The following is a 24,416-nucleotide window of genomic DNA, read 5'->3' as shown; positions in this document are numbered from 1 at the left end:
CACGGCGATGGCCGCGGGCCGGTGCGCGGACAGGTCGCGCGGCGGGATAATGGAGGCATGAGCGCGTCGACGACTCCGGCGACGGCAACGGTCGTCCTCCGGCCCGAGGAGTGGATGCCCCGTGCCGAGAACCACCGGACGCGTGTGGAGCGCTTCGCGGCGCCCTTCGTGGCGCGGCGCATGGCGGGCACGAAGCATCCCGTCGAGGATTTCCTGTTCACCTACTACACGCAGAAGCCCGGCCAGTTGCGGCGGTGGCACCCCGGACCGGGCGTTGTGCTCGCCGGATCCTCCGCCGGGGAGCGGCTCGGGTGGAAGTTCTACCGCGCGGCCGGCCACGACGGCGGCGCGGGAACCGGCGTGGAGCTGGACACCGCGGCCTTCGCGGCGGCGCGCGCCGACGCCGTCGCGTTCGCCCGGACCATCCTCGCGGGCACCGCCCTGCGCCCGGCGCAGTTCTCCTGTTTCGGGCTCCACGAGTGGGCCATGGCCTACCGCTCGGAGGAGAACGGGATCCGCCACGAATACCTCCCCCTGCGCCTCGGCGCGGAGGGCACGGACGAAGTGGTCGAACGGAACCGGATCCGCTGCACGCACTTCGACGCCTTCCGCTTCTACACGCCCCAGGCCACGCCCCTCAACGAGCTCCGCCCCACGCGCGAGACGCAGCGGGACCTGGAGCAGCCCGGCTGCCTGCACGCCAACATGGACCTCTACAAGTGGGCCTACAAGCTCTCGCCGGCGATTCCCAGCGAACTGGTGATGGACTGTTTCGAGCTGGCGTGGGACATTCGAATCATGGACATGCAGGCATCCCCGTACGACCTCGCCGCGTGGGGCCACGAGCCCATCCGGATCGAGACGCCGGCCGGGAAAGCCCGCTACGTCGAGTTCCAGCGGGGCTTCGCCGAACGCTCCCAGGCGCTGCGCGCGCGGCTCCTGGCGGCCGCCGAGGCGATCGGCGACGCGGGCGGGACAAGACCATGACCGGGCCCCGGAAGACCCGGCGGCCCGCCGCGGTCCTGGCCGCGGCGTGGTTCGCCGCCGCCTGCCTGGCGCTCGCCGCCTGCGTCCCGACCACCCCCTCCGAGGAGTCCACGATGACCGACGAACCCGCCACGTCCGCACCCGGCGCCGATCTGCGGGTGTCGCTGCGGCCGGACGGGGAGACCGTGGACGCGGAATACCGGCTGGTGTGCGTCGACGGGGTCCCGGCGGACGGCACCGACCACCCCAACCCGGAGGCGGCCTGCGCGTTCCTGAGCGGGACGGGCCAGCGCGTGCTCACGGCCGTTCCGGCGAAGAACCGGATGTGCACGCAGCAATACGGCGGCCCGCAGGTGGCCGTCGTCGAGGGAACCCTCGACGGCCGGCGCGTGCTGAAGACGTTCTCGCTGCGCGACGGCTGCCAGATCTCCGAGTGGCGCGCCTCGGAGGCGCTGATCGGCCCCGGCAGCGCGGGCGGCGTCTAGCCCGCCGTGTAGCGGTGTTCCGGCCGGCCGCGGCTGCCGTAGCGCAGGTTCAGCCGCAGGTGGCCCGCCTGGGCCAGCTGGGCCAGGTAACGCTGGGCCGTGGCCCGGGAGATGCCCACGACCTCCGCCACCTCCACCACCGTGACCTCGCCCCGGGCCGCGGCGACGGCCTGGAGCACCGACTGCTCGGTCGCGGCCCCGGACGCCGTGGCCGGGTCCTCCCCGGCGAAGAGCGCCTTCAGGGCCTTGTCGATCTCACCCTGGTCCAGCGTGGGCCCGGACGCCAGCACGCGCCGGTAGCGGGCGTAGGCGCGGAGCTTGAGCCCGAGCAGCTTCGGGTCGAACGGCTTCACGAGGTAGGCCAGCGCGCCGCGCCGCAGGGCGGTGAGCACCGTCGCCGGCTCCGCGGCGGCGCTGAGGACCATCGCGTCCACATCGATCTCGCGCAGCAGGTCCAGCCCGGAGCCCTGCGGCAGGTAGACGTCCAGCAGCACCAGGTCCGGGCGCAACTCGGCCACACGCAGCGGGACCAGCCGCGCGTCGTGCACCGGAGGCAGCGCCGTGAAGCCCGGCACGGCGTCGACGTAGCCCGCGTGGAGCGCTGCGACATGGAAGTCGTCGTCCACGATCAGGACCTTGAGGTCTCCGGGGTGCGCCGCCGTCATCGTCTCTCCTCGTCGGTCGTCAGGACTTGCGGGAGCCGCGCGCAGAACACGGCCCCCAGGCCGGGGGGCCTCCCCGGGTCGGCCAGCCAGACGTCGCCGCCGCGCTGCCGGGCGAGCCGCCGCGCGAGCGTGAGGCCCACTCCGTGGCCGTGCGCCGCGTCGCCTCCGCGAAGCGCCGTCGTGGCCCCGTCCGCGAAGACGTCCAGGCCCTCGGGCACCCCGCCGCCGGAATCGGCGACGGCGACGTGCAGCGTCCCGCCCTCGCTGAGCAGATCCACCTCGACCCAGGGCGGTCCCGCCGCCGCGTCCTCCGGGCCCACGGCCGCGACCGCGGCGGTGACCGCGTTGTCCACGAGGTTGCCCAGGACGGCCGTCACGTCCTGGGCGTCCGCGACCCGGCCGAACAGCGCCGTCCCCTCGCCCACGCGCAGGGCGACCCCGCGTTCGTGGGCCTGGACGCCCTTCGCGCCGAGGAACGCCCGGAGGTAGGTGTCGTGGACCGCGGCGAGGTTCTCGACAGGCTCGCGGACCGGGCCGGCGGTAATGACCTCGCCGAGGTAGGAGCGGGCGTCGTCGACGGCCCCGTTCTCCAGCAGCCCCGAGAGCGTGTGCAGGCGGTTGGCGAACTCGTGGCGCTGCACCCGCAGGGCGCCGGCCATCGCCTCGACCGCGTCCAGCTTCGTCCCCAGGCTCTCCATGGCCGTCAGGTCGCGCAACATGACGACGACGCCCAGCTCGCTGCCGCCGCGGCGCACCTCGCGCACGCGCGCCACCACCACGTGGTCCCCCAGCGGCAGCCTCAGCGGCCCGGGCACGCGGTCGGCGATGGCGCGGACCAGGCCCGCCGGCAACCCGGCGTCGCGGTAGTCCCGCCCCACGATGTCCCCGGGCTCGGTCCGCCGCGGCACGCCCAGCAGCTCCCGCGCCGCCCGGTTGCGCACGCTGATCCGGTGATCCGGGCCGATCCCGATGACGCCGTCGTCGACCCCGTAGAGCACGGCCTCCTGGTCCCGGAGCAGCTGGGACATGTCCTCCGGCTCCAGCCCCAGGGTCAGCCGCCGCAGCCGGCGCACCAGCGCCGCGGTGCCGAGCGCCCCGAGCAGGAGCGCGCCGGCCCCGACGCCGAGGACGGGAAGCACCGCCGCGCGGACCTCGCCGGACACCCGGTCCACGGCCAGCCCCAGGCTGACCTCCCCGACGACGGCGGGCGCCGGACCGGCCCCAGGCCCGGCGTCGGGCCCGGCTCCGGGCGCGAACACGGGCACCTTCGCGCGGACGGATTCGCCCAGGGTCCCGCGCTCGAGGGACACCGACTCCTCGCCGCCGAGGGCCGCCGGGTCCGTGCTCACCAGCCGCCCGATCTCCGCCGGGTTCGGGTGCGAGAGCCGGTAGCCCCGGTCCTCCGTGACCACCACGAACAGCGCTCCCGTGGCGGACCGGACGTCCTCCGCGCCCGCCTGGAGGGGCCCGGCGCGCAGCGCCTCCTCGTCCAGGTCCTCCAACTGCGCCTGGTCCGCGACGGCCCGGCGCAGCCCGTCGTCCGCCGCGACCGTCCGCGCGATGGCGAGCGCCTCCCGTTCCGCGTGGTCGTGCACGCGGGCGGTCGCCTGCCAGGCGGCCGCGGCGACGCACAGGCCGATCACGACGGCGACCAGTCCGAACTGCAGCGCCATCAGGCGGCGGACGAACGATCCCGGGCGCCGGCTGGTCTTCACCCCCACAGTCTAGTTCCCGGTGAGCAGAATGCACTTAAACAGCGCAATGGGCAGATTCGGGCGAAGCAATCACAAACGCGCCCCCGCCGGGCAGCGTCCGTAGCGTGGTGCGTCACGGCGTCGTGGGTCACAGGCCACTGTGCCCCGCGCCACACACCCCGTCCATCCCCGGACCTCAACGTCGAGGAGAACACCCATGCTGGTCATCCTTGGATTCGCGATGGTCGCCACCTTCATGGCGCTCATCATGACCAAACGCCTCACGCCACTGCTGGCGCTCATCATCGTCCCCACCGTCTTCGGCCTGTTCGCCGGGGCCGGGCTGGGCATCGGGGACATGGTCCTCGAGTCGATCGCGGACATGTCCTCCACGGCCGCCCTGCTCATGTTCGCCATCATCTACTTCGGCCTCATGATCGACGTCGGGCTGTTCGACAAGCTCGTCGCCGGGATCGTGCGGCTCGTCGGCCACGACCCCGCAAAGGTCGTCCTGGGCACGGCGATCCTCACCGGCATCATCTCGCTGGACGGCGACGGCTCCACCACCTTCATCGTGGTCACCGCCGCCCTGCTGCCGGTCTACCAGCGGCTGGGCCTGAGCCCCGTGGTGCTGACCTGCGTCGCCGGCCTGACCAACGGCACCCTGAACATCGTCCCGTGGGGCGGCCCGACCGCCCGCGCGGCCGCGGCCCTCGGCGTCGACGCGTCCGACGTCTTCGTCCCCATGATCCCCGCCCTGGCGGTTGGCCTGGCGTTCGTCCTGGCCTTCGCGTGGCTGCTCGGCGTCTCCGAGCGCCGCCGCCTGCAGCGCGAGGACCCGCTGCGCTGGGGCGCCGAGAACCGCCGCGGCGGCAAGCGCGCCGACGGGACGGCGGCGGATGGCGGAACCACCGCGTCCAGCGGCGTCTCCGGCACCCGGCCCGGGCCGGGCGCCGCGGGCTCCCGGCCCGCGCCGGGCGGCGCCCTGCGCGAGCCGTCGGGCGGCGTCGCCGTCCTCGAACGCGACGACGACGCCCCGTCCCTGGACGGGCTCGCCGACACCGTGCTGGACCCGAACCGCCCGACCCTGCGCCCCAAGCTGTTCTGGTTCAACCTGTCCATGACGGTCGCAATCATGGTCCTGCTGGTTCTCGACGTGCTGCCCCTGCCGTACCTGTTCATGGTCGGATCCGCCATCGCGCTGGTCGTGAACTTCCCCCGGGTCTCCGACCAGGCGAAGATGCTCACCTCGCACTCGTCCTCCGTGATCGCCGTGGTCTCCATGGTGCTGGCCGCTGCCGTGCTGACCGGGGTCCTCTCCGGCACCGGGATGGTCGACGCGATGTCGCAGTGGCTGGTCGCGGTGATCCCCGACAGCATGGGCCCCTACCTGGCCGTCATCACGGGGCTGATCAGCATCCCCGCCACGTTCTTCATGAGCAACGACGCGTTCTACTTCGGGATCCTGCCGGTCCTGACCGAGACGGGCGCCCACTACGGCATCCCCGCCGTGGACATGGCGCGCGCCTCCATCACGGGCCAGCCCGTGCACATGCAGTCCCCGCTGGTCCCCGCGATCCTGCTGCTCGTCTCGCTCGCCGGCGTCGACCTGGGCGACCACCACAAGAAGGTGCTCTGGCGCGCGCTGATCGTCTCGCTGGTCATGCTCGCCACGGGCGTGCTGGTCGGCGCCATCGGCTTCGGCTAGAGACCCGACGCCGCACCACCACCCACCAGCGCGGCCCACGACGCCGCGGGAACAGGAAGACGCACCGTGTCAAACCTCTACACCACCACCGAGTCCCCGTCGCCCCGCGCGCACGTCGTCGCCGAGTCGCCCGGCGTCGACGCGGCCCCGTCCGCGATTGTCGTCGCGTCGCTGCGCGGCGACCCGGGGCACGCGGTCCTCGACGAGGCCGTGTGCGAGGCCGTGTTCCGCGGGACGCGCGACCAGCCCGCCGCCCTCCACGTGGTGTCCTTCGTGACGGACCAGTCGGCGACCCCTGGGCGCGGGGAGTCGGCGGAGGCCCGCGAGATCGCCCGGCAGCTCGAGGAGGCCGGGATCGAGTACCGCGTCTACGGCGCCTCCGCCGAACCCGTGGACCAGGTGCTGGCGCTCGTGGAGGCGACGCGGGCGCAGCTGCTGGCGATCTCCGTGCGCAAGCGCTCCCCGATGATGAAGCTGTTCCTGGGTTCGGTGGCCCAGCAGCTGATCCTCGAGGCCCCCTGCCCCGTGCTCGCCGTCAAGTAGCCCCGACGGGTCGCGCCGGGTCACACGCCGGCACCGCCGAGGCGGTGCCGGCGTCGCCGTGGGACCATGTCCCCAGAAGGGGGAGCCCATGGAATTTTTGATACTGCTGGTGGGGCTGCTGCTGGGGACGGTGCTGCTCGCGGGGATCGGCGAGCGCATCCGCCTCCCCTACCCCGTGCTCATGCTGGTCTTCTCCGCCCTGGTCGCGTTCCTGCCCTTCCTGCCCGAGGTCCACATCGACCCGGAGCTCATCCTTCCCCTCTTCCTCCCGCCGCTGCTCTACGCGGCGGCGCAGCGCAGCTCCTGGTCGGTGTTCCGCCTCCGGTGGCGCTCGCTGGTGCTGCTGGCCGTGGCGCTCATCGTCGTCACGGTCGCCGTCGTCGCCGGCATCTCCTGGCTGATGGTCCCCGCGCTGGGGCTCCCCGCCGCCATCGCGCTCGGGGCCATCGTCGCGCCGCCGGACCCGGTGGCCGTCGAGTCGGTCGCCGGCAAGGTGAAGATGCCGCGCCGCCTGATCACCGTCCTGCAGACCGAGGGCCTGTTCAACGACGCGATGGCGATCGTCATCTTCCAGGCCGCCGTGGCCGCCGCCGTCAGCGGCGGAGAGGTCGGCTGGGAGGTAGCCCCGCGCTTCCTCGTCGGCGCCGCGGGCGCCGTCGTCCTGGGGCTCGGCATGGCCTGGCTCGTCGGCTCGCTCAACCGCTTCGTCCCGAATCTCGTGGCGCGCTCCGCCTCCACCCTCGTCGCGCCCTACGCCGTCTACCTGCTGGCCGAGGAGCTGCACTTCTCCGGCGTCGTCGCCGTCGTCGTCACGGCGCTCGAACTGGGCCGCCGGGCCCGCCCGCAGGACTCCGAGGAGCGGCTGACAAGGACGTCCTTCTGGGACGTCGTGGAGCTGTTGACCACCGGCGTCGCGTTCGGGCTGATGGGCATCGAGATGCGCTACGTGATCGAGGACGAGGGCGCCGACATCCTGGGGTTCGTCCCCGGCATCGCGGCCGTCTGCGGCGCCGTGCTGGCGGTGCGCTACCTCTGGATGTTCGCGCTCTACCGGTTCGGCGGCGCGGAGAAGCGGAACCGGACGCCCGGTTCGCCGCGGGAGGTGCTGGTGCTCACCTGGTGCGGGATGCGCGGCCTCGCGACGCTGGCCCTCGCCCTCGCGCTGCCGGCCACCACGCTGGCCGGGGAGCCGCTGCCCGGCCGGAACTTCATTGTCGCCTGCGCCTGCGCCGTCCTGATGGTCACCCTGGTCGGTCCCGGCCTGACGCTCCCGTGGCTGATGCGCGCCCTGCGCCTGCCCAGCGACCACGCGGCGTCGGAGCGCAACGAACGCCACCTCGCCCGCCGCGCCGAGAAGGTGGCGCTGGAGGCCATGAGGCGCTCGCCGGCGGCCACGCGCCTGCCCGCGGAGCGGCGGAACACGCTGGCCCGCCGCATGTCCTCCCTGCACACCCTGCTCGAGTCCGACTTCGAGCAGGACCCGGAGAAGATGCTCAGCCTCAAGTCGACCCTCGAGGTCATGGACGAGGTGCAGCGAGACGCCTTGAACGCCGCCCGCCAGGAGATGCTCTCCGCCCGCCGGGAACCCGGCGTGGACCCCGAGGCGGTGGACCGGGTGCTGCGCCGGCTCGACCTGCGCACGGTGACCCTGGACCCCCGCCACCACCACTAGGGACCGCGGCTACCGCCCGTCGAGGTAGTACCAGCGCCCGCCCTCGCGGACGAAGCGCGAGGTCTCGCGCTGCGTGCCGCGCCCGGAGTCGTCCCGGTAGTGCGCGGCGAACTCGACGAGGCCGTCCGCGTCGAACGGGCCGCCCGCCTCGCGGCGCAGGATCTCCAGCCCCGTCCAGGCCACGCCGTCGTCGAGCCGAAGCCCCGCGGGCCGCGTGGACGCGTGCCACGTGGCCAGGAGGTAGTCCGGCCGCCCGGCCGCGAACGCGGAGAAGCGCGAGCGCATCAGGGCCTCCGCGGTCGCCGGCCAGACGCCCTCGGCGAATCCGGCGTGGAAGGCGCCGCAACAACGGCCGTAGGTCTCCCCGGAGAGGCACGGGCAGCGCCCGGCGGCCGGGGGTCCCCCGGCGGGCGGTCCGCCGTGTTGGGCTAACGGCGTCGATGGTCCGGCGTCGCGGCGGTTCGCCACCTCGGCGCCGGCCTAGGCGCCGGCCCGGGGCCCCGGAGCGGCGTGCTTGGTGTGGGCGGTCCGATGGTGCGCCTTGCGCCGGTCGCTCTCGCGCTTGTGGATGACCAGGCGGACCAGGCCGGCCGTCACGGCGGCCGCCATGATGGGCAACAGCAGGGACGGGGGGCCCTCGCGGGGCTCTGAGCGCGCCGGTTTCTTCGCCATGGGAACACCATACGGCGGGACGGTGGCCCGCGTCACGCCCGCGATCCGGCGGTCCGCAAGCCGGTAGACTGGGCGGGCAAGCTCGCGGAGCGCCATCCTCCCCCGGCGTGAGACGGCACCTCCGCAGGCGTTTAACCAGACCTCGCGCACAGGAGACCCCGGATGCCCCGGATCGTTGTTGATGTTATGCCCAAGCCCGAAATCCTCGACCCGCAGGGCAAGGCGATCGTCGGGGCGCTCCCCCGGCTCGGCTTCGACGCCTTCAGCGGCGTCCGCCAGGGCAAGCGGTTCGAGCTGACCGTCGAGGGCGAGGTCACCGAGGCGGTCCTGGAGCAGGCGCGCTCCGCCGCCGCGACACTGCTGTCCAACCCGGTCATCGAGGACGTCGTCAACGTCGAGGTCGTCGCGGACTAATGACCCCCACCGACCTCCCCCTGATCGGCGACTACTCGCCCGCGCCCGGCGCCGCGCTCTCCGGCGCGCGCATCGGCGTCGTCACCTTCCCCGGCACCCTCGACGACCGCGACGCGGCGCGCGCGGTCCGCCTCGCCGGCGGCGAGCCCGTCATGCTGTGGCACGGCGACTCCTCGCTCGGCGACGTCGACGCCGTCGTCATCCCCGGCGGCTTCTCCTACGGCGACTACCTGCGTGCCGGGGCGATCGCCCGCTTCGCGCCGATGATGTCCCGGATCATCGACGCCGCGAACTCCGAGGCCCGCCTCCCGGTCCTCGGCATCTGCAACGGCTTCCAGATCCTCACCGAGTCCCACCTGCTCCCGGGCTCGATGATCAAGAACGACCACCTGAAGTTCATCTGCCGGGACCAGGTGCTGCGGGTGGAGAACAACGCCACCGCGTGGACGGGCGCCTACGCCGCCGGCCAGGAGATCACGGTGGTCCTGAAGAACCAGGACGGCCAGTACGTCGCGGACGAGAAGACCCTCGACGCCCTCGAGGCCGAGGGGCGCGTGGCACTGCGCTACGTCGGCTGGAACCCGAACGGCTCGCGCCGCGACATCGCGGGCATCTCCAACGCCGCGGGCAACGTCGTGGGGCTCATGCCGCACCCCGAGCACGCCGTCGAGGCCGGCTACGGCCCCGACCACACCGGAACCGACGGGCTGGGGTTCTTCACCAGCGTCCTGACCACCCTCGTTGGAGGCACGAAGTGAGCCAGCAGTTCAACATCGACACGGTCGAGCACGCCGCGGCCACGCCCGAGACGGAGCTGCCGTGGGCGGAGCTCGGCCTGAAGCGCAACGAGTTCGACGAGGTCGTCAAGGTCCTGGGCCGCCGCCCGACCGCCGCGGAACTGGCCATGTACTCCGTCATGTGGTCCGAGCACTGCTCCTACAAGTCCTCCAAGAACCACCTGCGCCAGTTCGGCGACAAGGTGACCGAAGAGATGAAGAAGGACATGCTGGTGGGCATCGGCGAGAACGCCGGCGTGACCAACCTGGGCGACGGATGGGCCGTCACCTTCAAGATCGAGTCGCACAACTCCCCGACGATGGTCGAGCCGTTCCAGGGCGCGGCCACCGGCATCGGCGGCATCGTGCGCGACATCATCTCCATGGGCGCCCGCCCGGTCGCGGTCATGGACCCGCTGCGCTTCGGCGCCATCGACCACCCGGACACCGCGCGCGTCATCCACGGCGCGGTGGCGGGCATCGGGGCCTACGGCAACTCCCTGGGCCTGCCGAACATCGGCGGCGAGGTGGTCTTCGACTCCGTCTACCAGGGCAACCCGCTGGTCAACGCCTTGGCCGTGGGCGTCATGCGCCACGAGGACATCCGCCTGGCCAACGCCTCGGGCAAGGGCAACAAGGTGGTCCTCTTCGGCGCGCGCACCGGCGGCGACGGCATCGGCGGCGCTTCCGTGCTCGCCTCGGAGTCCTTCGACGACACCAAGCCGTCCAAGCGCCCGGCCGTGCAGGTCGGCGACCCGTTCGCCGAGAAGGTGCTCATCGAGTGCTGCCTCGAGCTGTTCAAGGGTTCGCTCGTCGAGGGCATCCAGGACCTCGGGGCCGCGGGCATCTCCTGCGCCACCTCGGAGCTGGCCTCCAACGGCGACGGCGGCATGGAGGTCGAGCTGACGTCCGTGCTGCTGCGCGATCCCACCCTGACGCCGGGCGAGATCCTCATGTCCGAGTCCCAGGAGCGCATGATGGCGGTGGTCTCCCCGGAGAACATCGAAGCCTTCGAGGCCGTCATGGACAAGTGGGCCGTCGAGTACTCCTGGCTCGGCGAGGTCACCGACACCGGCCGGCTGATCATCAAGTGGGACGGCGTGGTCATCGTCGACGTGGACCCGCGCACCGTGGCGCACGACGGACCGGTCTACGACCGCCCGTACGCCCGCCCCGAGTGGCAGGACCGGCTGCAGGCCGACACCTTCAGGTCCTCGGCCGCCGGCGCCGACCTGCCCTCCACCGGCGAGGAGCTCAAGGCCGCCGTGCTGGAGCTCATGGCCTCCCCCAACATGTGCTCCAAGGACTGGGTGACAAACCAGTTCGACCGCTACGTCGGCGGCAACACCGCGCTGTCCGCTCCGGACGACGCCGGGGTGATCCGCGTGGACGAGGAGACCGGGCTCGGCGTCGCGCTGGCCACCGACGCCAACGGGCGCTACACGTTCCTGGACCCGTACCTCGGCGCGCAGCTGGCGCTGGCCGAGTCCTACCGCAACGTCGCCACCTCCGGCGCCGTGCCGATGGCGGTCTCCGACTGCCTGAACTTCGGCTCCCCCGAGGACTCCGACGTCATGTGGCAGCTCGCCGAGGCCATCCGCGGCCTCTCCGACGCCTGCATGGAGCTCGGCGTCCCGGTCACCGGCGGCAACGTCTCGCTCTACAACCAGACCGGCTCCACGCCGATCCACCCGACCCCGGTGGTGGCGATGCTGGGCAAGTTCGACGACGTCGCCCGCCGCACGCCGTCGGGCTGGCGCGACGACGCGGACGGCCAGGCGATCTACCTGCTGGGCGCCACGCGCGACGAGCTCGACGGCTCCGAGTACGCGAACCTGCGCGGGCACCTCGGCGGCCTGCCGCCGCGCGTGGACCTGGCGGCGGAGAAGACGCTCGGCGCGATCCTGGTCAACGCGTCGCGCGACGGCATGGTCGACTCCGCGCACGACCTCTCCGAGGGCGGGCTGGCGGCGACGCTCGCCGAGATGGCACTCCGCCACGGCGTCGGCGCGCGGGTCGCGCTGGACGACCTGTGCGAGCGCGACGGCGTCGATGCGTTCACCGCGCTGTTCTCCGAGTCGCAGGGCCGCGCCGTCGTCGCGGTGCCGCGCTCCGAGGAGGTCCGGTTCAACGACATGGCGACCGCGCGCAACTACCCCGTGGTGCGCCTCGGCGTCGTGGACACGCAGTCCGACGCCCTGGAGGTGCAGGGGCAGTTTGCGCTGGACCTCGCCGAGCTGCGGGCCGCCCACGAGGCGACGCTGCCGAAGTACTTCTAGGCGCTTCGGAGATACGGTGAGGGGCGCCCCGGCAACCGCCGGGGCGCCCCTCGCGCGTCGGTGCGGCGCGGTCGACCGCCGCCGCGCGCCGACGTCTGGTGTGATGGTGCCATGCGCATCACACGCCTTCTCGCGGCCCTGCTGCTCGCCGCCACCCTGTCGGCCTGCGCTGGACCCGCCGCGCCGTCGATCCCGGTGGACGAGGGGCTCGTCACCGGAGACCTGGCGGCCGACCTCGTCGCCACCGGCGTGCCCGCAGACGCCGCCGGGGACCGGGACACCATCGACTGGCACACCGCGGCGGTGTGCGGGTCCTCGACGGCGCGCGGCGACGGTGCGGAGACCGACTTCGCTGTCGCCGTCCGCGAGAAGCTGAGCGACGCGGGCATCGCGGCGGACACCCTGCGCGTCTTGGCGGCGTACGGCTGCCCCGAGCGCGGCGCGGCGCTCGAGACCGCCATCGCGGAGTCGGACGCCGCGGGGAACTGACCCGGTGTGCGCCGCCCGCACCGGCTTTGCCACCGGTCCGGTCGTGCTGGCAGAATGGAGGTGTCCGCGGCGGAACGCCGTGGGCCTTTTTCGTATCCGCACTCCCGTAGAAGGAACCGATGTCCACTCCCGGTGACAGTCCGGGGCACAGTCCGTGCCCCCCGCCGACGCGCGTCCACGCGCCCGGATATTCCGGTGGGGGGTGTAGTCGTTGGAAGTAGTCTCGATCCTCATCGGCCTGGTGCTCATTGCGGCCTGCGGCCTGTTCGTCGCCGCCGAGTTCTCCCTCATCACGGTCAACCGGAACACCGTCCGTGACGCCGCAGCGGCCGGCGACAAGAAGGCCGCGGGGGTGCTGAAGGGCCTCAACACGCTCTCCACCCAGCTCTCCGGCGCCCAGTTGGGCATCACGCTGACGAACCTTGGCATCGGGTTCCTGGCCGAGCCGGCCATCGCGGAACTCGTGGTCGGCCCGCTGACGGACGCCGGACTCGCCGAGCCGGTCGCGCGCTCCGTGTCCATCACCATCGCGCTGGTCCTGGCCACGGTGCTGACCATGGTCTTCGGCGAGCTGGTCCCGAAGAACCTCGCGATCGCCCGGCCGCTGGCCACCGCTCGCGCCGTCACCGGCTTCCAGCGCGGGTTCAGCACCGCGACCAAGCCGCTGCTGGTCTTCTTCAACGGAACCGCCAACAGGATCGTCCGCGCCCTGGGGATCGAACCCCAGGAGGAGCTCGCCTCGGCACGCTCCGCGGAGGAGCTGACGGTGCTGGTCCGCCACTCCGCCCGCCAGGGCGTCCTGCCCGAAGAGACCGCCGAGCTCATCCAACGCTCCTTCGCGTTCGGTTCCCGGCGCGGCCACGACGCGATGACGACCCGCACGCGCATGGTGGTCCTGGCCCCGGACCAGAGCGTCCAGCACATGCTCGACACCGCGGCGGCCACCGGCCACTCGCGTTTCCCGGTCATCGAACCCGGCTCGCACCAGGTGCTCGGCATCGTGCACATCCGCCGCGCCCTGGCGGTCCCGTTCCCCGACCGGCCGGACACTCCCGTGTCCGAGGTCATGGACGCCCCCACGCTCATCCCGGACACTGTCGAGCTCGATGACCTCATGGACACCCTGCGCTCCGGCGGCCTGCAGATGGCGGTGCTGATCGACGAGACCGGCGACGTCGCCGGCCTGATCACGCTCGAGGACCTCGTGGAGGAGCTCGTGGGCGAGGTCGTGGACGAACACGACCCCGACGACGACAGCAGCGAACGCCTGCCCTTCGGGGTTTGGCGGCTCGACGGCGCCCTGCGGCCCGACGAGGCGACCGCTGTGCTCGGCCACCGGATCCCCGAGGGAACCGAGTACGACACCCTCGCCGGCTTGGTGACCCTCCACCTGGGCCGCATCGCCGAACCCGGCGACACGGTCGAACTGGCCACCGAGCGCCACCACGACCAGCCCGCGGCGACAGTGGAGCTCCGCGTCGAGGAAATGGACGGCGCGCGGATCGCCAAGATCCTCGCCACCGCCACACCACGCGACAACGAAGAGGAGGGGACCCGCTAGTGGATGCCACCGGAATCATTCTGACCATCGTCCTGCTGGCCGCGAACTTCTTCTTCGTCGGCGCCGAATTCTCCCTCATCGCCGCGCGGCGCAGCATCATCGAGCCCAAGGCCCAGGCCGGCGGCCGGGCCGCGAAGACCACCCTGTGGGCGATCGAGAACGTCTCCCTGATGATGGCCGGCGCGCAGTTGGGCATCACGGTCTGTTCCCTGGCCCTGGGCTACGTCACCAAGCCCATGGTCGTGTACGCGCTCGAGGGGCCCTTCACCGCGTGGGGCGTCCCCCAGGGGTGGATCGACCCCATCGCCTACGCCATCGCGCTGTCCGTGGTGACCTACCTGCACGTGGTGCTGGGCGAGATGGTGCCCAAGAACATCGCGCTGGCCGGTCCCGAGCGGATGGCGCTGGTCCTGGGCCCGGCGCTCGTCGTCGTCGTCAAGATCCTGCAGCCCCTGCTGTGGGTGATGAACGCGATGGGCAACTCCATCCTGCGCCTGTTCAAGGTCGAACCGAAGAACGAGGTCGCCAGCGCCTTCACCCGCGACGAGGTCGCCGGGCTGGTGGAGGAATCCCGCGAAGGCGGGTTCCTCGACCGGCAGGACGAACGCCTCCTGCTCGGCGCCCTCACCTTCGAGGAGCGCTCGGTCGAAAGCATCGTGATCCCGCTGGGGAAGGTGACCACACTGCCGACCGGCTGCACCCCGGAGCAGATCGAAAGCGTGGCCGCCAACGGGTTCTCCCGCTTCCCTGTCCAGTCCCACGCCGGTGAACTCGACGGGTACGTGCATGTGAAGGACCTCCTCGGCCTCGGCGCTGCGGAACGGACCAGGCCGCTGCCGGGAAGCCTCGTCCGGCCGCTGCCGCGCGTGGACCTCAATGACGCCCTGCGCGCCTCCCTGCACCGCATGCAGCGCGAGGGCGCGCACCTGGCGCTGGCCGTCGACAAGGCGGGACAGCCCTACGGGATCGTGACCCTGGAGGACATGCTCGAGGAACTCGTCGGCCAGATCCGCGACGACAGCCGGTCGCCGAACACCGCGTAGCCCTCTCGGACCGCGCGTCGCGGGCCGTCCCACCCGGATTCGTCCAGGCGGGACGGCTCGCCCCGTCGGCGCCGGGGCCCGGGGCATGCCGGGCCCCGGTGCGGTCCACCACCGGCCCTCCCCGGACGGGGTCCCGACGCACCGCCCCAACACAACGAACGGGTCACCGATGCTTCCGCCGGAGGGCGGAGCCGGCGCGTCGACCGGTACCTTGGGAACATGGAGAACGTGGTTCTCGTGGGTGTCGATGGTTCCGCCGAGAGTCGGGAGGCGGCGGGCTGGGCCACGGCCGAGGCCGCTGCCCGCGGCTGGCCCCTTCTGTTCGCCAACGCCTGCCCGCAACCCGTGGTCGCCGACCCCTTGGTCGAAGCCGCCTACCTCCTTGCCACGGGACGCGCCGCCGAGCCGATGTTCGCGGATCTCGCCGCCGCCGCCAGGGCCCTGGGTGTGGTGGCGGAGTGCCGCGTCCTGAGGGGATCCGCCAGCGACGTGTTGGTGCGGCTCTCGGCCAGGGCCGGGCTGAACGTCGTCGGACGCAGGCCCCGGGCCGGCCTCCCGTCGCGTCTGGGCAGCGTTTCCTCCACCCTGGCGGCGCACTCCCACTGCCCGACGGCCGTCATCCCTTACCGTCCGCCGTCCGTCGGGCACCGGGACGGCGCCGTCTCTCGGTCCATGTTCGCCGGCCACGTCGTGGCGGCCGTGGAGCCCGGTCCTTCGGCGTCGGAGGTGCTGACGGCCGCCGCCGATCTGGCGCAGCGCCACGGACTGGTCTTGAGCGCGCTGACGGTCGATTCCACCGGCGACCGGGATCACGTTCCCTACCCGGCCGGCCACCTAACCCGGATCGGTCGCCAATATCCGGGGCTGGAATGCGGCTTCCACTCCCTGTCCGGCAGGCCCTCCCACGAGATCGCGCAGGTTGCGCGTCACGCGTGGATGCTGGTCGTCGGAACGCGCGGCTTCAGTGGCCTGTCGGGAATAGTGCACGCATCGGTCAGTCAGGCGCTGCTGCAGCATGCGTCGTCGCCGGTTCTGGTGGTGCCGCACGCGGCCAGCGAAAGGTAACGGGTGTAGCGATCCCCCGTGGTCCGGGCACGCGCGGCGGTCAGGCGACGGCGGCGCCGAGTCGGGACCGGAGGTGGGGCACGCCGGGTCCGTCGAGGTCCTCCAGATAGGCCTCGCGGCCGGCCATCGCCATGACCAGCGCGAGGGTCGGACCGGTGACCAGGGGTCCGGTCCCGCTCGCGAACGGCCCGTCGTCCGCCTGCAGGCGCAGGCCGGCGGCGCGGGTGCGGCTGTCGACCGTGAAGTTGCGGCGCGCGTAGAACTCGGCGACGGGCGTCAACGCCTCGACGCGCGGCACGCGCGGGATCCCGAGAGGGCGGCGGATGTCCTGCGCGTGCACCACCACCTCCCCGAGGTACGCGGCCGTGTCCCGGGACGGCGCGACGCTGCTCCCGACCACCGCGCGGAAACGATCCAGGGTCTCGTCCGGGGTGCCGCCGCGATGCTCCTCGAGCCGGCGGCGGTTGTGCACGTCGGGGCGGAAACGCGCGCCGGCCATGCTGCGCACCCACCGCCACCCGTTCAGGCTCGCCGCGGCCGTGAGGTGGGCGACGACCTGCTCCACGTCCCACCCACCGCAGAGGCTCTCCCGGCGCCACTGCCCCGGGCCCAGGCCCGCCAGGTCCTCCGCCAGCGCGGCGCGTTCGGCGTGCGCCAGGGCCCACAGGCGGTCGTCCTCGGGTTTTCCCATGGGGTGCCCCTCCTCGGTTCCCCGCCGAGTCTTCCACCGTCCGGCCGCGGGCGCTACAGGTCCCCCACGATGACGACGTCGAGCCGGCGGGGCCCGTGGACGCCCTCGACGCGCTCGAGTTCGATGTCACTGGTGGCGCTGGGTCCGGAGATCCACGTCTGCGGGCGCGTGGGGTCCAGCCGCGGCAGGGCCTCGGGGAGGATCTGGACGATCGAGGACGCGGCAACCACGCAGATGTGTTGGTCCGGGATCAGGCTGATGGCACGCCGGCCCTGGTCCGGGCCGCCGTCGAGCACGATCGTGCCGGGCTCGGCGACGGACACCGTGCTGGAGGTCAGCACCGCGTCGGTCGCGTCCAGCTCGGCCACGCCGAGCGGCGCGTCCGGGCCGACTTCCGCGCGCTCGACGCCCGCTTCCACGTGCTGCTGTCCTCGCTGGGCGGCAACGCGGTCATCGAGGCCATGATGGAGTCGATCCGGCTGTCCATCAGCGACTACGTGGCCGAGTCGATCCGCAGCGACGAGGCGTGGGAACCCGTCGCGGAGGTGCTCCGCGGGCAGCACCACGGCATCCTCGCCGCCTTCTCCGCCGGGGACGGCCGACGGGCCGCGCGGCTGCTCCACGAGCACATCGAGTGGTTCCACGCCGAAACCCACGGCTGAGGCGCAGGTCTGGCGGGACGAGGCGGGGCAGCCTCACCGCCCCCGCGTCACCGCGCACGCGCCCGGCCCCGCGAGAGGTTTCGCCGGTGCAGGGCCACCGCGAGGATGATCAGCGGAACGTGGATCGCCGGGAGGTTCCCCGCCAGCCACCGCGGCAGGTAGATGTCGGTGACGGATCCCGTTCCGTCGCCGAGGTTCCGCGCGACCGCCGTCAGGGGGCAGCGGAATCCGTTGGCCGCGAACACCGCCGTCTCCAGGGCCACGACGGCGGCCGCGAGCCCGGCCCGCCGGTCAGACCGGCCCCGGAGGCCGACGAACAGGACGTAGACCATGCAGGCCTCGATCGTGAACCACGCCAGCGTGTGGACCAGCTTCACCGCGGTGAGCAGCATGCCGCGTTCCTCCATGCCCCCATGATCGGGCACGGCGACGCATCCGTCGATGCCGTCCATCCCGACTCCTTGCCCCCCGGAGCCGGTCGACGGGGAGTCGGCGATGCCGCCGATGGTATCGCGGCGGCCGGGAGCCCGCCGGGTGGTTCCCGGCCGCCGACGCGGCTACCGGTAGTCGGCCAGCAGGTCCTTCATCACCTCGATCTCCGCCTTCTGGTCCTCGATCATCTTCGACGCGAAATCCACGACGTCTTGGTTGGTGCCGTTGGCGACCTCCCGCTCCGCCATCTGGACGGCCCCCTGATGGTGGACGATCATGTGGGTGAGGAAGACCCGGGCGGCCTCGTCTCCCTCCGCCGCCTCGAGTTCGGCGATACCGCGCTCGCCTGCCATTCCGCGCATCTGGCCCCGCCCGGACCCGGCCGGCAGGGTGGGCTGGCCCCACTCGGAGAGCCAGGATTCCATTTGCTCGATCTCGGGTTCCTGGGCGGCCTTGATCTTGTTGGCGAGGTCCACGATGGGTTCGTCGATGCCGCTCTTGGCGAGCACGATGTCGCTCATCTGCACGGCCTGCTCATGGTGCGGGATCATCATCCGCACGAACATCGTGTCCGTGGGGGTCCGGGTGCGGGAGGAGTTCCCGGGCATGGCGCCCATGCTCGAGCCTCCCATCATCGAGCTGCCGGGGGCAGCGGATTCGGTGGCCGCCCCGGTAACCGGCGATTCGGTGGCCGGCGGCTCGGTGACCGGCGGCTCGGAGGCCACGGTTCCTGTGGTCGCCGATTCAGTGGCGCCGGGATCGGTGCCACCGCCGGTGCAGCCGGTGAGGATCAGCCCACCCGCCAGGAAGGTGGCGGACAGCGCGGTGCGGTTTTTCGACATGTCAAACATTGCGGGTTCCTTAGTTCGTTGCGTCAATTCTTCGACACCGTCCCGCGTCGGGACGGGCTGGTGGGCCTGAGGGCCCGGCAAGACGGGCGCTGTTTCCTACGTCCGGCTGATCGAAAGCCGTAGCAACGACGGTCGCGGCGCAGCCCGGGACGCCGGCGCCGGGCGCGCGGACGGCACGGTCGGGACCCGTCCCGGAGCCGGTCGGAAGGCGCGTGCGGCGAGGTGCAGGAGCACCGGGCCGGCGGACAGGGCCATCGCGCACATCCCCGCCATGGCCATCTCCAGGTGGCAGCCGCCCACGCAGGCGCCGCCGGAATCACCGAACGTCCAGGGCGCGGCGGGCTGGTGCTGGCCGGTCGCCGCATCGGCCGCCGGTTCGCCCGCCCCGGCGTGCGCCGGGAGGGGTGCCCCGCGATGCACGGCAGCGGACGCGGACACGTGGCCGGCGGTCTGGTGCGGCACCCGGTGGTCGACGCCGAGGGTGTGCATGCCGAGCAGGCCCAGCACCAGGACCGCCAGCCCCAGGACGAGGGGAAGGAGCCTGCGCGGGGCCGTGCCGCGGTATCGGCGGTGCGGGTCCATGACCTGCTCCTCTCCCGTCGGGCGGTTGGCGGCCCGGTTGTCCGTGCCGTCGGGTGTCGGCGCTAGCCGATGCGTGCGGGGTCCAGGTCGATCCGGCGCAGCAGCTGCGCGTTCAGCGCCACCACGATGGTCGAGACCGACATCAGGACCGCGGCCACGGCCGGGGACATCACGACCCCGGCGAACGCCAGCGCGCCGGCCGCGACCGGCACCGCGACGACGTTGTAGCCGGTCGCCCACACGAGGTTTTGGATCATTTTGCGGTAGCTGGCCCGCGACAGGTCGATCATGGACAACACCGCACGGGGGTCGTTCCCGGCCAGCACGACGCCGGCGGACTCCATGGCGACGTCGGTGCCCGCGCCGATCGCGATGCCCACCTCGGCGCGCGCGAGGGCCGGCGAGTCGTTCACGCCGTCTCCAACCATCGCGACCCTGAGCCCGCGCCGCTGGAGTTCGTGGACCTTCGTGTCCTTGTCCCGCGGAAGCACTTCGGCGAACACCTCGTCGATGCCCAGGTCCTTGCCGACGGCGTCGGCCACCTGGCGGGCGTCGCCGGTCACCAGCGCGACCTTCACCCCGCGGCGTTGCAGCGCCTTGACCGCGGCCCGGGATTCGGGACGGACCCTGTCCTCCAGCGCCAGCGCGCCGATGATCCGCCCCTCCCGGACGACGTGGAGCACGCCCGCCCCGCGCGCCATCCATCCCGTGGCGGCCTCGCGGAGTTCCTCCGGCGTCGCCAACCCCAGCTCGCGGAGCATGTTCGGCCCTCCGACCGAGGCCTCCACCCCGCCGACGGTGGCGCGGACGCCACGCCCGGTCAGCGACGCGAAGTCGGAACCGCGCAGCCTGAGGCGCGAGGCGTCGTCGTCCGATGCCGCAGCGCGGACGATGGCGCGGGCCACCGGGTGCTCGCTGTCGGCCTCGACCGCCGCGGCCACGGCGAGCAGCTCCGCGGCCGAGGTCCCCGGCATGGGCGCCGTCCCGGTCACGGCGTGCCGCCCCTCGGTCAGGGTGCCGGTCTTGTCGAAGAGCACCACGTCGACGGTGCGCATCCGCTCGAGCGCCATGCGGTTCTTGATCAGGACCCTCGAACGCGCGGCGCGTTCCGTGGAGATCGCGATGACCAGCGGGATCGCCAGGCCCAGGGCGTGGGGACAGGCGATGACCAGCACGGTCACCGTGCGCACCACGGCCTCGTCGATGTTGCCCAGCAGCGTCCAGACGACGAACGTGATGATGCCGGCGCCGAGCGCGAAGTAGAACAGCAGGGCCGCCGCGCGGTCGGCGAGCGCCTGCGCCTTCGATGAGGACTCCTGCGCCTCGGCGACGAGACGCTGGATGCCGGCGAGCGCCGTGTCCGCGCCGACGGCCGAGATGCGCACGCGCACCGAGCTGTCGGTCGCCACCGTTCCGGCCACGACCCTCTCCCCCACCCCGCGCGCCACGGTGCGGGACTCGCCGGTGATCATCGCCTCGTCGAACTCCGCGGCGCCTTCGACGATGTCGCCGTCGGCCGGGACGCGGGCACCGGAACGCACCAGCACGACATCGCCGACCGACAACCGTGCGACCGGAACCGTGCGCACCCCGTCCCCGGTGACCAGGTCCGCCTCGTCGGGCAGCAGCGCGGCCAGCGCGTCCAGCGCGCCGGACGCCGCGCCGAGGGCGCGCATCTCCATCCAGTGGCCCAGCAGCATAATGTCGATCAGCAGCGCCAGTTCCCACCAGAAGTCCAGATCGAACCCCCCGATGCCCAGCGTGGTGGCCCACGAGGCCGCGAACGCCACCGTGATGGCCATCGCGATCAGCAGCATCATCCCCGGCCTGCGGGACCTGATCTCGGCCAGGCCTCCCCTGAGGAACGGCGCGCCGCCGTAGGCGAAGACGGCCGTTCCGAGGACCGGCGGTATCCAAGCCGACCCCGGGAACACGGGAATGTGGTAATCGAGCAGATGGCCGATCATCGGGCTGAAATAGACCACCGGCACCGACAGGGCAAGGCTCAACCAGAACCTGTTCCTGAACATGGCGGTGCTGTGACCGGCGTGTTCCCCGTGGCTGTGCACGACGTGGTCCTCGTCCACCTGGCGCTCGGCCGCGGACGCGGACGCGTGGCCCGCGGGAAGGTCCTCCGCAACCGGGTTTCGGGGGCGCGTCACCTCGTGGCGATGGTGCGGGTCCATGGTCTTCCCCTTTCCTCCGCCGGGCCGGGCTTCCCGCCGCGACATGCTCATCGTATACCCCTAGGGGGTATGAGTGAAGGGGTGGGGCGCATGAAAATGGGCGCCGTTCCCGGCGGCGCCGCGTACCATGGACTGGATATTTCCTCCCCGCGCCACCAGGACACGATGCAGACCATGACAGACGCCGCCGTGCCCGCCGGCTCCCCCGACAGCGGCGCGGCTCCGGCCCGCGGTCCGCGCCTCCTGGCGCTGGACGCCACGCGGGCGGCCGCCATCGTCGGCATGATCGCGGTGAACGTCGGCCCGCGCACCGGCGACGGGCCGGCCGCGTTCCTCTACCACCTGCCGCTGGGCCGCGCCTCGCTGCTCTTCATGCTCCTCGCCGGCATCGGCATGTCCCTGCTCACCCGGTCGGCGCGGCGCCCCGGGGGTTCGCTCCCCTGGCCGACGATCCTGTGGCGCGCGGCGCTCCTCCTCGCCGCCGGACTCGCCCTGCAACCCCTGCCCCACGATGTCAGCGTCATCCTCCCCACCTACGGGCTGCTGTTCATGGCGTGCCTGCCCCTGCTGAAGGCGCCGACGAGGATCGTCGCCGCGGTCACCGGGATCCTGTTCGCCGCCGGGCCGGTGGCGTGGATCGCCCTGCAGGTGGCCACCGGCGAAACCTACGACTTCACCGCACCCTCGATCACCGACGGCGCCGCGGACATCCTCCACGGCATCGTTCTGTCCGGACCGTACCCGGCCATCATCTGGGCCGCGCCCTTCCTCGCGGGCCTGCTGCTGGGACGCGCCGATCTGGGCAACCGCGCACTGCAGAAGCGACTCGCGTGGTGGGGAGCGGCGACCGCGGCGGGCGGGTACCTGCTCTACCGGGCGCTCGTCGCCCTGCTCGGCCAGCCCGGGGACGCCATGGGCTTCGACCACCTGGTGTCCGGGGTCAACCACTCCCAGATGCCACTGTGGATCCTCTCCGGCACGGGCAGCGCCGTGTTCGTGCTCGGGGCCTTCCTGCTCTGTGAGGCCTTCGTGGCCGAATGGCTGGGCGCCCTCGTCTCGGCGGGCCAGCTGTCCCTCACCATCTACGTGGGGCACCTCGTGTGGCTGGCCGCGCTGGTCCGCCCCGAGCCGCACTACCTGTACGAGGGCATCTTCATCACCATCGCCATGTCGCTCGCGGCCCTCGTCTTCGCCGACATCTGGACAAGCCGGTTCAAGATCGGGCCGCTGGAACGCCTTTTGCACTGGCCGGCCCGGAAGACGAGCCGGCGCTGAGCCCGGGTCCGCATCGGCGGACTGGGAGTGCGGCCCGGCGCGGCCCAGGAGCCTAGGGGACGTCCGTGTCCGGGTAGGTGCCGTCACCCAGATCGGGGTCGGGCAGCCGGCCGGCCGGGTCCACCAGGGAGACGGGGCGGCCGTCGAGACGCAGGCGGCGCAGCCCCTCCAGCACCACGCGGCGCCCCACGTCCGTGAAGTGGTCCACGCGCGCGGTGTCGAAGACGACGCGCTCGGCGCCGCCGTCGCCGGCCAGGCGCTCCACGATCGCCTCGGCATCGGTGAAGTCCACGGATCCCTGCAGCTCGTAGACGATGCGGTCCGCTTCCCGGCGCACGTCGCGGACGGGGTCGGACCGGCCCGTCGAGGGTTGCATGAGATGCATGCCCATGTCCCGCGAGAGGCGCTCGAACATCTTGACCCCGCGCACGCTGTTGCCGTGCTCGTCGAGCCGTGGCGACATTGCGCCGATGCCGACCTGGCCCGGAAGCGCGCCAATGAGACCGCCGGAGACGCCGCTCTTCGCGGGGATGCCCACGGTCGTCAACCAGCTGCCGGCTGCGTCGTACATGCCGGATCCGGCCATCACCGCCAAGGTGTGGCGGGCCGTCGCGGCGTCGACCACCCGCTCGCCCGTCACGGGCTGCACGCCGCCGCAGGCGAGCGTCGCGGCCATCACCGAGAGGTCGGCCGCCGTCACGGTGATGGAGCACTGCCGCGTGTAGCCATCCACCACGTCGTGCGCCGCGGCGGCGATGACCCCGTGGGTGCGCAGCATGTGCGCGATCGCGAAGTTCCTGTCGGCCGTGGCCATCTCCGACTCGTACACGGCCCGGTCGACGGCCAGCGGGCGGCCGGCCAGCCGCGAGAAGAAGTCCAGGGCGCGCTCCACGCGCGCGTCCTCGTCGGCGTCCTCCCCCAGCAGCAACTGGTGCGTCGCGATCGCGCCGGCGTTGATCATCGGGTTCTTCGGCCTGTGTGTGCCGGTCTCGAGCGAGAGCTCATTGAAGGCCTCGCCGGACGGTTCGAGGCCGACCGTCCGCAGGACCCGTTCCAGTCCGCGGTCCATGATCGCCGCCGCATAGGCGAACGGCTTCGAGATCGACTGGATCGAGAACTCCACGTCGACGTCCCCGGCCGCATGCGTCCGCCCATTCACGGTCGTCACCGCAATGGCGAGCGTGTCCGGGGAGGCCTCGGCGAGCTGCGGGATGTAGTCGGCCACGGCCCCGCCGTCGTCCTCCCTGACGGCTTCGGCGACTTCGAGAAGGTAATCGGGCACCGGAGACCTCATGGCGGACACTCCTTCGATGTGGGCAACCGGTCGAGACCCCGTTCCGCGAAGTCCCCGCCCGGTCGCGTGGCGCGGGGCGCTCCGGATGAGGGCAGTGTCAGCCTAACGGACCCGCGGATGGCGCGGCACCCTCAGCAACCCCATCGGCGCGATCGCCAGCGCCGCGCTGATGCTGGACCGCTTCGGCCTGCACGAGGAGGCCCGCAAGGTCGAGGCCGCCATCGAGGCCGCCACCGGCGGGGCACCTCCCCCGGGACATTGGAGGACAGTCCGACACAGACAAGGTCACCGACTCGATCGTCGCCGCGCTGGGCTCCAGGCTCTCCGCGGTCTAACCGGGACCCCGGACCGGGCGGCGCGCGCCGTCCGGGCCGGGACGCCATGTCCCGC

24 protein-coding genes and 1 pseudogene are annotated in these 24,416 nt (G+C 72.4%); 14 read left to right on the top strand and 11 right to left on the bottom strand.

Going from position 1 to position 24,416, the window contains the following annotated elements:
• Nucleotides 1-57: 57 nt before the first annotated feature.
• A complete protein-coding gene (locus ACETWP_RS08560; RefSeq protein WP_373971811.1) occupies nucleotides 58-987 on the top strand; it encodes a 3-methyladenine DNA glycosylase in 930 nt (309 codons plus the stop codon).
• Nucleotides 984-1,472 carry an SSI family serine proteinase inhibitor gene (locus ACETWP_RS08555; protein ID WP_373971810.1) on the top strand — a complete coding sequence of 163 codons (489 nt, stop codon included), beginning with the start codon at nucleotides 984-986 and terminating at the stop codon, nucleotides 1,470-1,472. Before ACETWP_RS08560 ends, ACETWP_RS08555 begins: the two co-directional genes overlap by 4 nt.
• On the opposite strand, the gene ACETWP_RS08550 is transcribed toward ACETWP_RS08555, so the two are convergent.
• A complete protein-coding gene (locus ACETWP_RS08550; RefSeq protein ID WP_373971809.1) occupies nucleotides 1,469-2,137 on the bottom strand; it encodes a response regulator in 669 nt (222 codons plus the stop codon). The genes ACETWP_RS08555 and ACETWP_RS08550 overlap by 4 nt on opposite strands.
• Nucleotides 2,134-3,852 carry a sensor histidine kinase gene (locus tag ACETWP_RS08545; RefSeq protein ID WP_373971808.1) on the bottom strand — a complete coding sequence of 573 codons (1,719 nt, stop codon included), beginning with the start codon at nucleotides 3,850-3,852 and terminating at the stop codon, nucleotides 2,134-2,136. Before ACETWP_RS08545 ends, ACETWP_RS08550 begins: the two co-directional genes overlap by 4 nt.
• Before the next feature lie 196 nt (nucleotides 3,853-4,048).
• Between ACETWP_RS08545 and ACETWP_RS08540 the strand changes: the two genes are divergently transcribed.
• From ACETWP_RS08540 to ACETWP_RS08530, 3 genes are all read left to right on the top strand, one after another.
• Entirely contained in the window at nucleotides 4,049-5,539 is a 1,491-nt protein-coding gene (locus ACETWP_RS08540) for a CitMHS family transporter (RefSeq protein WP_373971807.1), read from the top strand.
• Between the two features lie 66 nt (nucleotides 5,540-5,605).
• Nucleotides 5,606-6,082, top strand: coding sequence for a universal stress protein (locus ACETWP_RS08535; protein WP_373971806.1), 477 nt, complete (start codon nucleotides 5,606-5,608; stop codon nucleotides 6,080-6,082).
• An 88-nt stretch (nucleotides 6,083-6,170) separates the two neighbouring features.
• A complete protein-coding gene (locus ACETWP_RS08530) occupies nucleotides 6,171-7,754 on the top strand; it encodes a Na+/H+ antiporter (protein ID WP_373971805.1) in 1,584 nt (527 codons plus the stop codon).
• 9 nt (nucleotides 7,755-7,763) lie between these two features.
• Here ACETWP_RS08530 and ACETWP_RS08525 read toward each other — a convergent pair whose 3' ends face one another.
• Complete coding sequence (locus ACETWP_RS08525; protein ID WP_373971804.1) at nucleotides 7,764-8,222, bottom strand: YchJ family protein; 459 nt, start codon at nucleotides 8,220-8,222, stop codon at nucleotides 7,764-7,766.
• Between the two features lie 12 nt (nucleotides 8,223-8,234).
• Nucleotides 8,235-8,426 (bottom strand): hypothetical protein, encoded by a 192-nt coding sequence (locus tag ACETWP_RS08520; RefSeq protein ID WP_373971803.1) that lies wholly within the window; start codon nucleotides 8,424-8,426, stop codon nucleotides 8,235-8,237.
• A gap of 162 nt (nucleotides 8,427-8,588) precedes the next feature.
• On the opposite strand from ACETWP_RS08520, the gene purS reads away from it, so the two are divergent.
• From purS to ACETWP_RS08485, 7 genes are all read left to right on the top strand, one after another.
• Nucleotides 8,589-8,840: a phosphoribosylformylglycinamidine synthase subunit PurS gene (gene purS / locus ACETWP_RS08515; protein WP_373971802.1), complete on the top strand. Its 252-nt coding sequence runs from the start codon at nucleotides 8,589-8,591 to the stop codon at nucleotides 8,838-8,840.
• A complete protein-coding gene (purQ, locus tag ACETWP_RS08510; protein ID WP_373971801.1) occupies nucleotides 8,840-9,598 on the top strand; it encodes a phosphoribosylformylglycinamidine synthase subunit PurQ in 759 nt (252 codons plus the stop codon). Before purS ends, purQ begins: the two co-directional genes overlap by 1 nt.
• The gene (gene purL / locus ACETWP_RS08505; protein WP_373971800.1) at nucleotides 9,595-11,895 is read left to right on the top strand and encodes a phosphoribosylformylglycinamidine synthase subunit PurL; all 2,301 of its coding nucleotides are present in this window, start codon (nucleotides 9,595-9,597) and stop codon (nucleotides 11,893-11,895) included. The genes purQ and purL overlap by 4 nt, the downstream gene beginning before the upstream one ends.
• A gap of 111 nt (nucleotides 11,896-12,006) precedes the next feature.
• Entirely contained in the window at nucleotides 12,007-12,384 is a 378-nt protein-coding gene (locus ACETWP_RS08500; protein WP_373971799.1) for a hypothetical protein, read from the top strand.
• Nucleotides 12,385-12,595: 211 nt separating this feature from the next.
• Nucleotides 12,596-13,945 carry a hemolysin family protein gene (locus ACETWP_RS08495; protein ID WP_373971798.1) on the top strand — a complete coding sequence of 450 codons (1,350 nt, stop codon included), beginning with the start codon at nucleotides 12,596-12,598 and terminating at the stop codon, nucleotides 13,943-13,945.
• Nucleotides 13,945-14,988 (top strand): hemolysin family protein, encoded by a 1,044-nt coding sequence (locus ACETWP_RS08490; protein WP_373971797.1) that lies wholly within the window; start codon nucleotides 13,945-13,947, stop codon nucleotides 14,986-14,988. Before ACETWP_RS08495 ends, ACETWP_RS08490 begins: the two co-directional genes overlap by 1 nt.
• Nucleotides 14,989-15,207: 219 nt before the next feature.
• Nucleotides 15,208-16,053: a universal stress protein gene (locus tag ACETWP_RS08485; RefSeq protein ID WP_373971796.1), complete on the top strand. Its 846-nt coding sequence runs from the start codon at nucleotides 15,208-15,210 to the stop codon at nucleotides 16,051-16,053.
• A gap of 40 nt (nucleotides 16,054-16,093) precedes the next feature.
• Here ACETWP_RS08485 and ACETWP_RS08480 read toward each other — a convergent pair whose 3' ends face one another.
• Both ACETWP_RS08480 and ACETWP_RS08475 read right to left on the bottom strand, forming a co-directional pair.
• Complete coding sequence (locus ACETWP_RS08480) at nucleotides 16,094-16,744, bottom strand: maleylpyruvate isomerase family mycothiol-dependent enzyme (protein ID WP_373971795.1); 651 nt, start codon at nucleotides 16,742-16,744, stop codon at nucleotides 16,094-16,096.
• Nucleotides 16,745-16,797: 53 nt separating this feature from the next.
• Nucleotides 16,798-17,124, bottom strand: a pseudogene (locus ACETWP_RS08475) (LutC/YkgG family protein); the annotation flags it as partial.
• Between the two features lie 39 nt (nucleotides 17,125-17,163).
• Here ACETWP_RS08475 and ACETWP_RS08470 point away from each other — a divergent pair.
• A complete protein-coding gene (locus ACETWP_RS08470) occupies nucleotides 17,164-17,406 on the top strand; it encodes an FCD domain-containing protein (RefSeq protein WP_373971794.1) in 243 nt (80 codons plus the stop codon).
• Nucleotides 17,407-17,453: 47 nt separating this feature from the next.
• On the opposite strand, the gene ACETWP_RS08465 is transcribed toward ACETWP_RS08470, so the two are convergent.
• The 4 genes from ACETWP_RS08465 to ACETWP_RS08450 form a co-directional block, all read right to left on the bottom strand.
• Complete coding sequence (locus ACETWP_RS08465; RefSeq protein WP_373971793.1) at nucleotides 17,454-17,858, bottom strand: hypothetical protein; 405 nt, start codon at nucleotides 17,856-17,858, stop codon at nucleotides 17,454-17,456.
• Between the two features lie 105 nt (nucleotides 17,859-17,963).
• Nucleotides 17,964-18,689, bottom strand: a complete 726-nt coding sequence (locus ACETWP_RS08460; protein ID WP_373971792.1) for a DUF305 domain-containing protein — start codon at nucleotides 18,687-18,689, stop codon at nucleotides 17,964-17,966.
• A gap of 96 nt (nucleotides 18,690-18,785) precedes the next feature.
• Nucleotides 18,786-19,271 (bottom strand): DUF6153 family protein, encoded by a 486-nt coding sequence (locus ACETWP_RS08455; protein ID WP_373971791.1) that lies wholly within the window; start codon nucleotides 19,269-19,271, stop codon nucleotides 18,786-18,788.
• Nucleotides 19,272-19,333: 62 nt separating this feature from the next.
• Entirely contained in the window at nucleotides 19,334-21,457 is a 2,124-nt protein-coding gene (locus tag ACETWP_RS08450) for a copper-translocating P-type ATPase (protein ID WP_373971790.1), read from the bottom strand.
• 174 nt (nucleotides 21,458-21,631) lie between these two features.
• Here ACETWP_RS08450 and ACETWP_RS08445 point away from each other — a divergent pair, with 174 nt between their 5' ends.
• Nucleotides 21,632-22,732 (top strand): DUF418 domain-containing protein, encoded by a 1,101-nt coding sequence (locus tag ACETWP_RS08445; RefSeq protein ID WP_373971789.1) that lies wholly within the window; start codon nucleotides 21,632-21,634, stop codon nucleotides 22,730-22,732.
• Between the two features lie 52 nt (nucleotides 22,733-22,784).
• Here the strand turns inward: ACETWP_RS08445 and ACETWP_RS08440 are convergent, their stop codons facing one another.
• Nucleotides 22,785-24,014 (bottom strand): glutaminase, encoded by a 1,230-nt coding sequence (locus ACETWP_RS08440; RefSeq protein ID WP_373971788.1) that lies wholly within the window; start codon nucleotides 24,012-24,014, stop codon nucleotides 22,785-22,787.
• Between the last annotated feature and the right edge of the window lie 402 nt (nucleotides 24,015-24,416).

This window comes from Arthrobacter halodurans (genome assembly GCF_041877255.1).
Lineage (GTDB): Bacteria > Actinomycetota > Actinomycetes > Actinomycetales > Micrococcaceae > Arthrobacter_N > Arthrobacter_N halodurans.
The sequence above is the reverse complement of the archived record's forward strand: the minus strand, read 5'-3'. Positions and strand labels throughout refer to the sequence as shown.

What these genes read in the sequence shown, in the direction of transcription:
- ACETWP_RS08560 (WP_373971811.1), top strand. Translation starts at nt 58, where the DNA reads ATGAGCGCGTCGACGACTCCGGCGACGGCAACGGTCGTCCTCCGGCCC.
- ACETWP_RS08555 (WP_373971810.1), top strand. Translation starts at nt 984, where the DNA reads ATGACCGGGCCCCGGAAGACCCGGCGGCCCGCCGCGGTCCTGGCCGCG.
- ACETWP_RS08550 (WP_373971809.1), bottom strand. Translation starts at nt 2,137, where the DNA reads ATGACGGCGGCGCACCCCGGAGACCTCAAGGTCCTGATCGTGGACGAC.
- ACETWP_RS08540 (WP_373971807.1), top strand. Translation starts at nt 4,049, where the DNA reads ATGCTGGTCATCCTTGGATTCGCGATGGTCGCCACCTTCATGGCGCTC.
- ACETWP_RS08530 (WP_373971805.1), top strand. Translation starts at nt 6,171, where the DNA reads ATGGAATTTTTGATACTGCTGGTGGGGCTGCTGCTGGGGACGGTGCTG.
- ACETWP_RS08520 (WP_373971803.1), bottom strand. Translation starts at nt 8,426, where the DNA reads ATGGCGAAGAAACCGGCGCGCTCAGAGCCCCGCGAGGGCCCCCCGTCC.
- purS (WP_373971802.1), top strand. Translation starts at nt 8,589, where the DNA reads ATGCCCCGGATCGTTGTTGATGTTATGCCCAAGCCCGAAATCCTCGAC.
- purQ (WP_373971801.1), top strand. Translation starts at nt 8,840, where the DNA reads ATGACCCCCACCGACCTCCCCCTGATCGGCGACTACTCGCCCGCGCCC.
- ACETWP_RS08500 (WP_373971799.1), top strand. Translation starts at nt 12,007, where the DNA reads ATGCGCATCACACGCCTTCTCGCGGCCCTGCTGCTCGCCGCCACCCTG.
- ACETWP_RS08485 (WP_373971796.1), top strand. Translation starts at nt 15,208, where the DNA reads ATGGAGAACGTGGTTCTCGTGGGTGTCGATGGTTCCGCCGAGAGTCGG.
- ACETWP_RS08480 (WP_373971795.1), bottom strand. Translation starts at nt 16,744, where the DNA reads ATGGGAAAACCCGAGGACGACCGCCTGTGGGCCCTGGCGCACGCCGAA.
- ACETWP_RS08465 (WP_373971793.1), bottom strand. Translation starts at nt 17,858, where the DNA reads ATGGACGGCATCGACGGATGCGTCGCCGTGCCCGATCATGGGGGCATG.
- ACETWP_RS08460 (WP_373971792.1), bottom strand. Translation starts at nt 18,689, where the DNA reads ATGTTTGACATGTCGAAAAACCGCACCGCGCTGTCCGCCACCTTCCTG.
- ACETWP_RS08455 (WP_373971791.1), bottom strand. Translation starts at nt 19,271, where the DNA reads ATGGACCCGCACCGCCGATACCGCGGCACGGCCCCGCGCAGGCTCCTT.
- ACETWP_RS08450 (WP_373971790.1), bottom strand. Translation starts at nt 21,457, where the DNA reads ATGGACCCGCACCATCGCCACGAGGTGACGCGCCCCCGAAACCCGGTT.
- ACETWP_RS08445 (WP_373971789.1), top strand. Translation starts at nt 21,632, where the DNA reads ATGACAGACGCCGCCGTGCCCGCCGGCTCCCCCGACAGCGGCGCGGCT.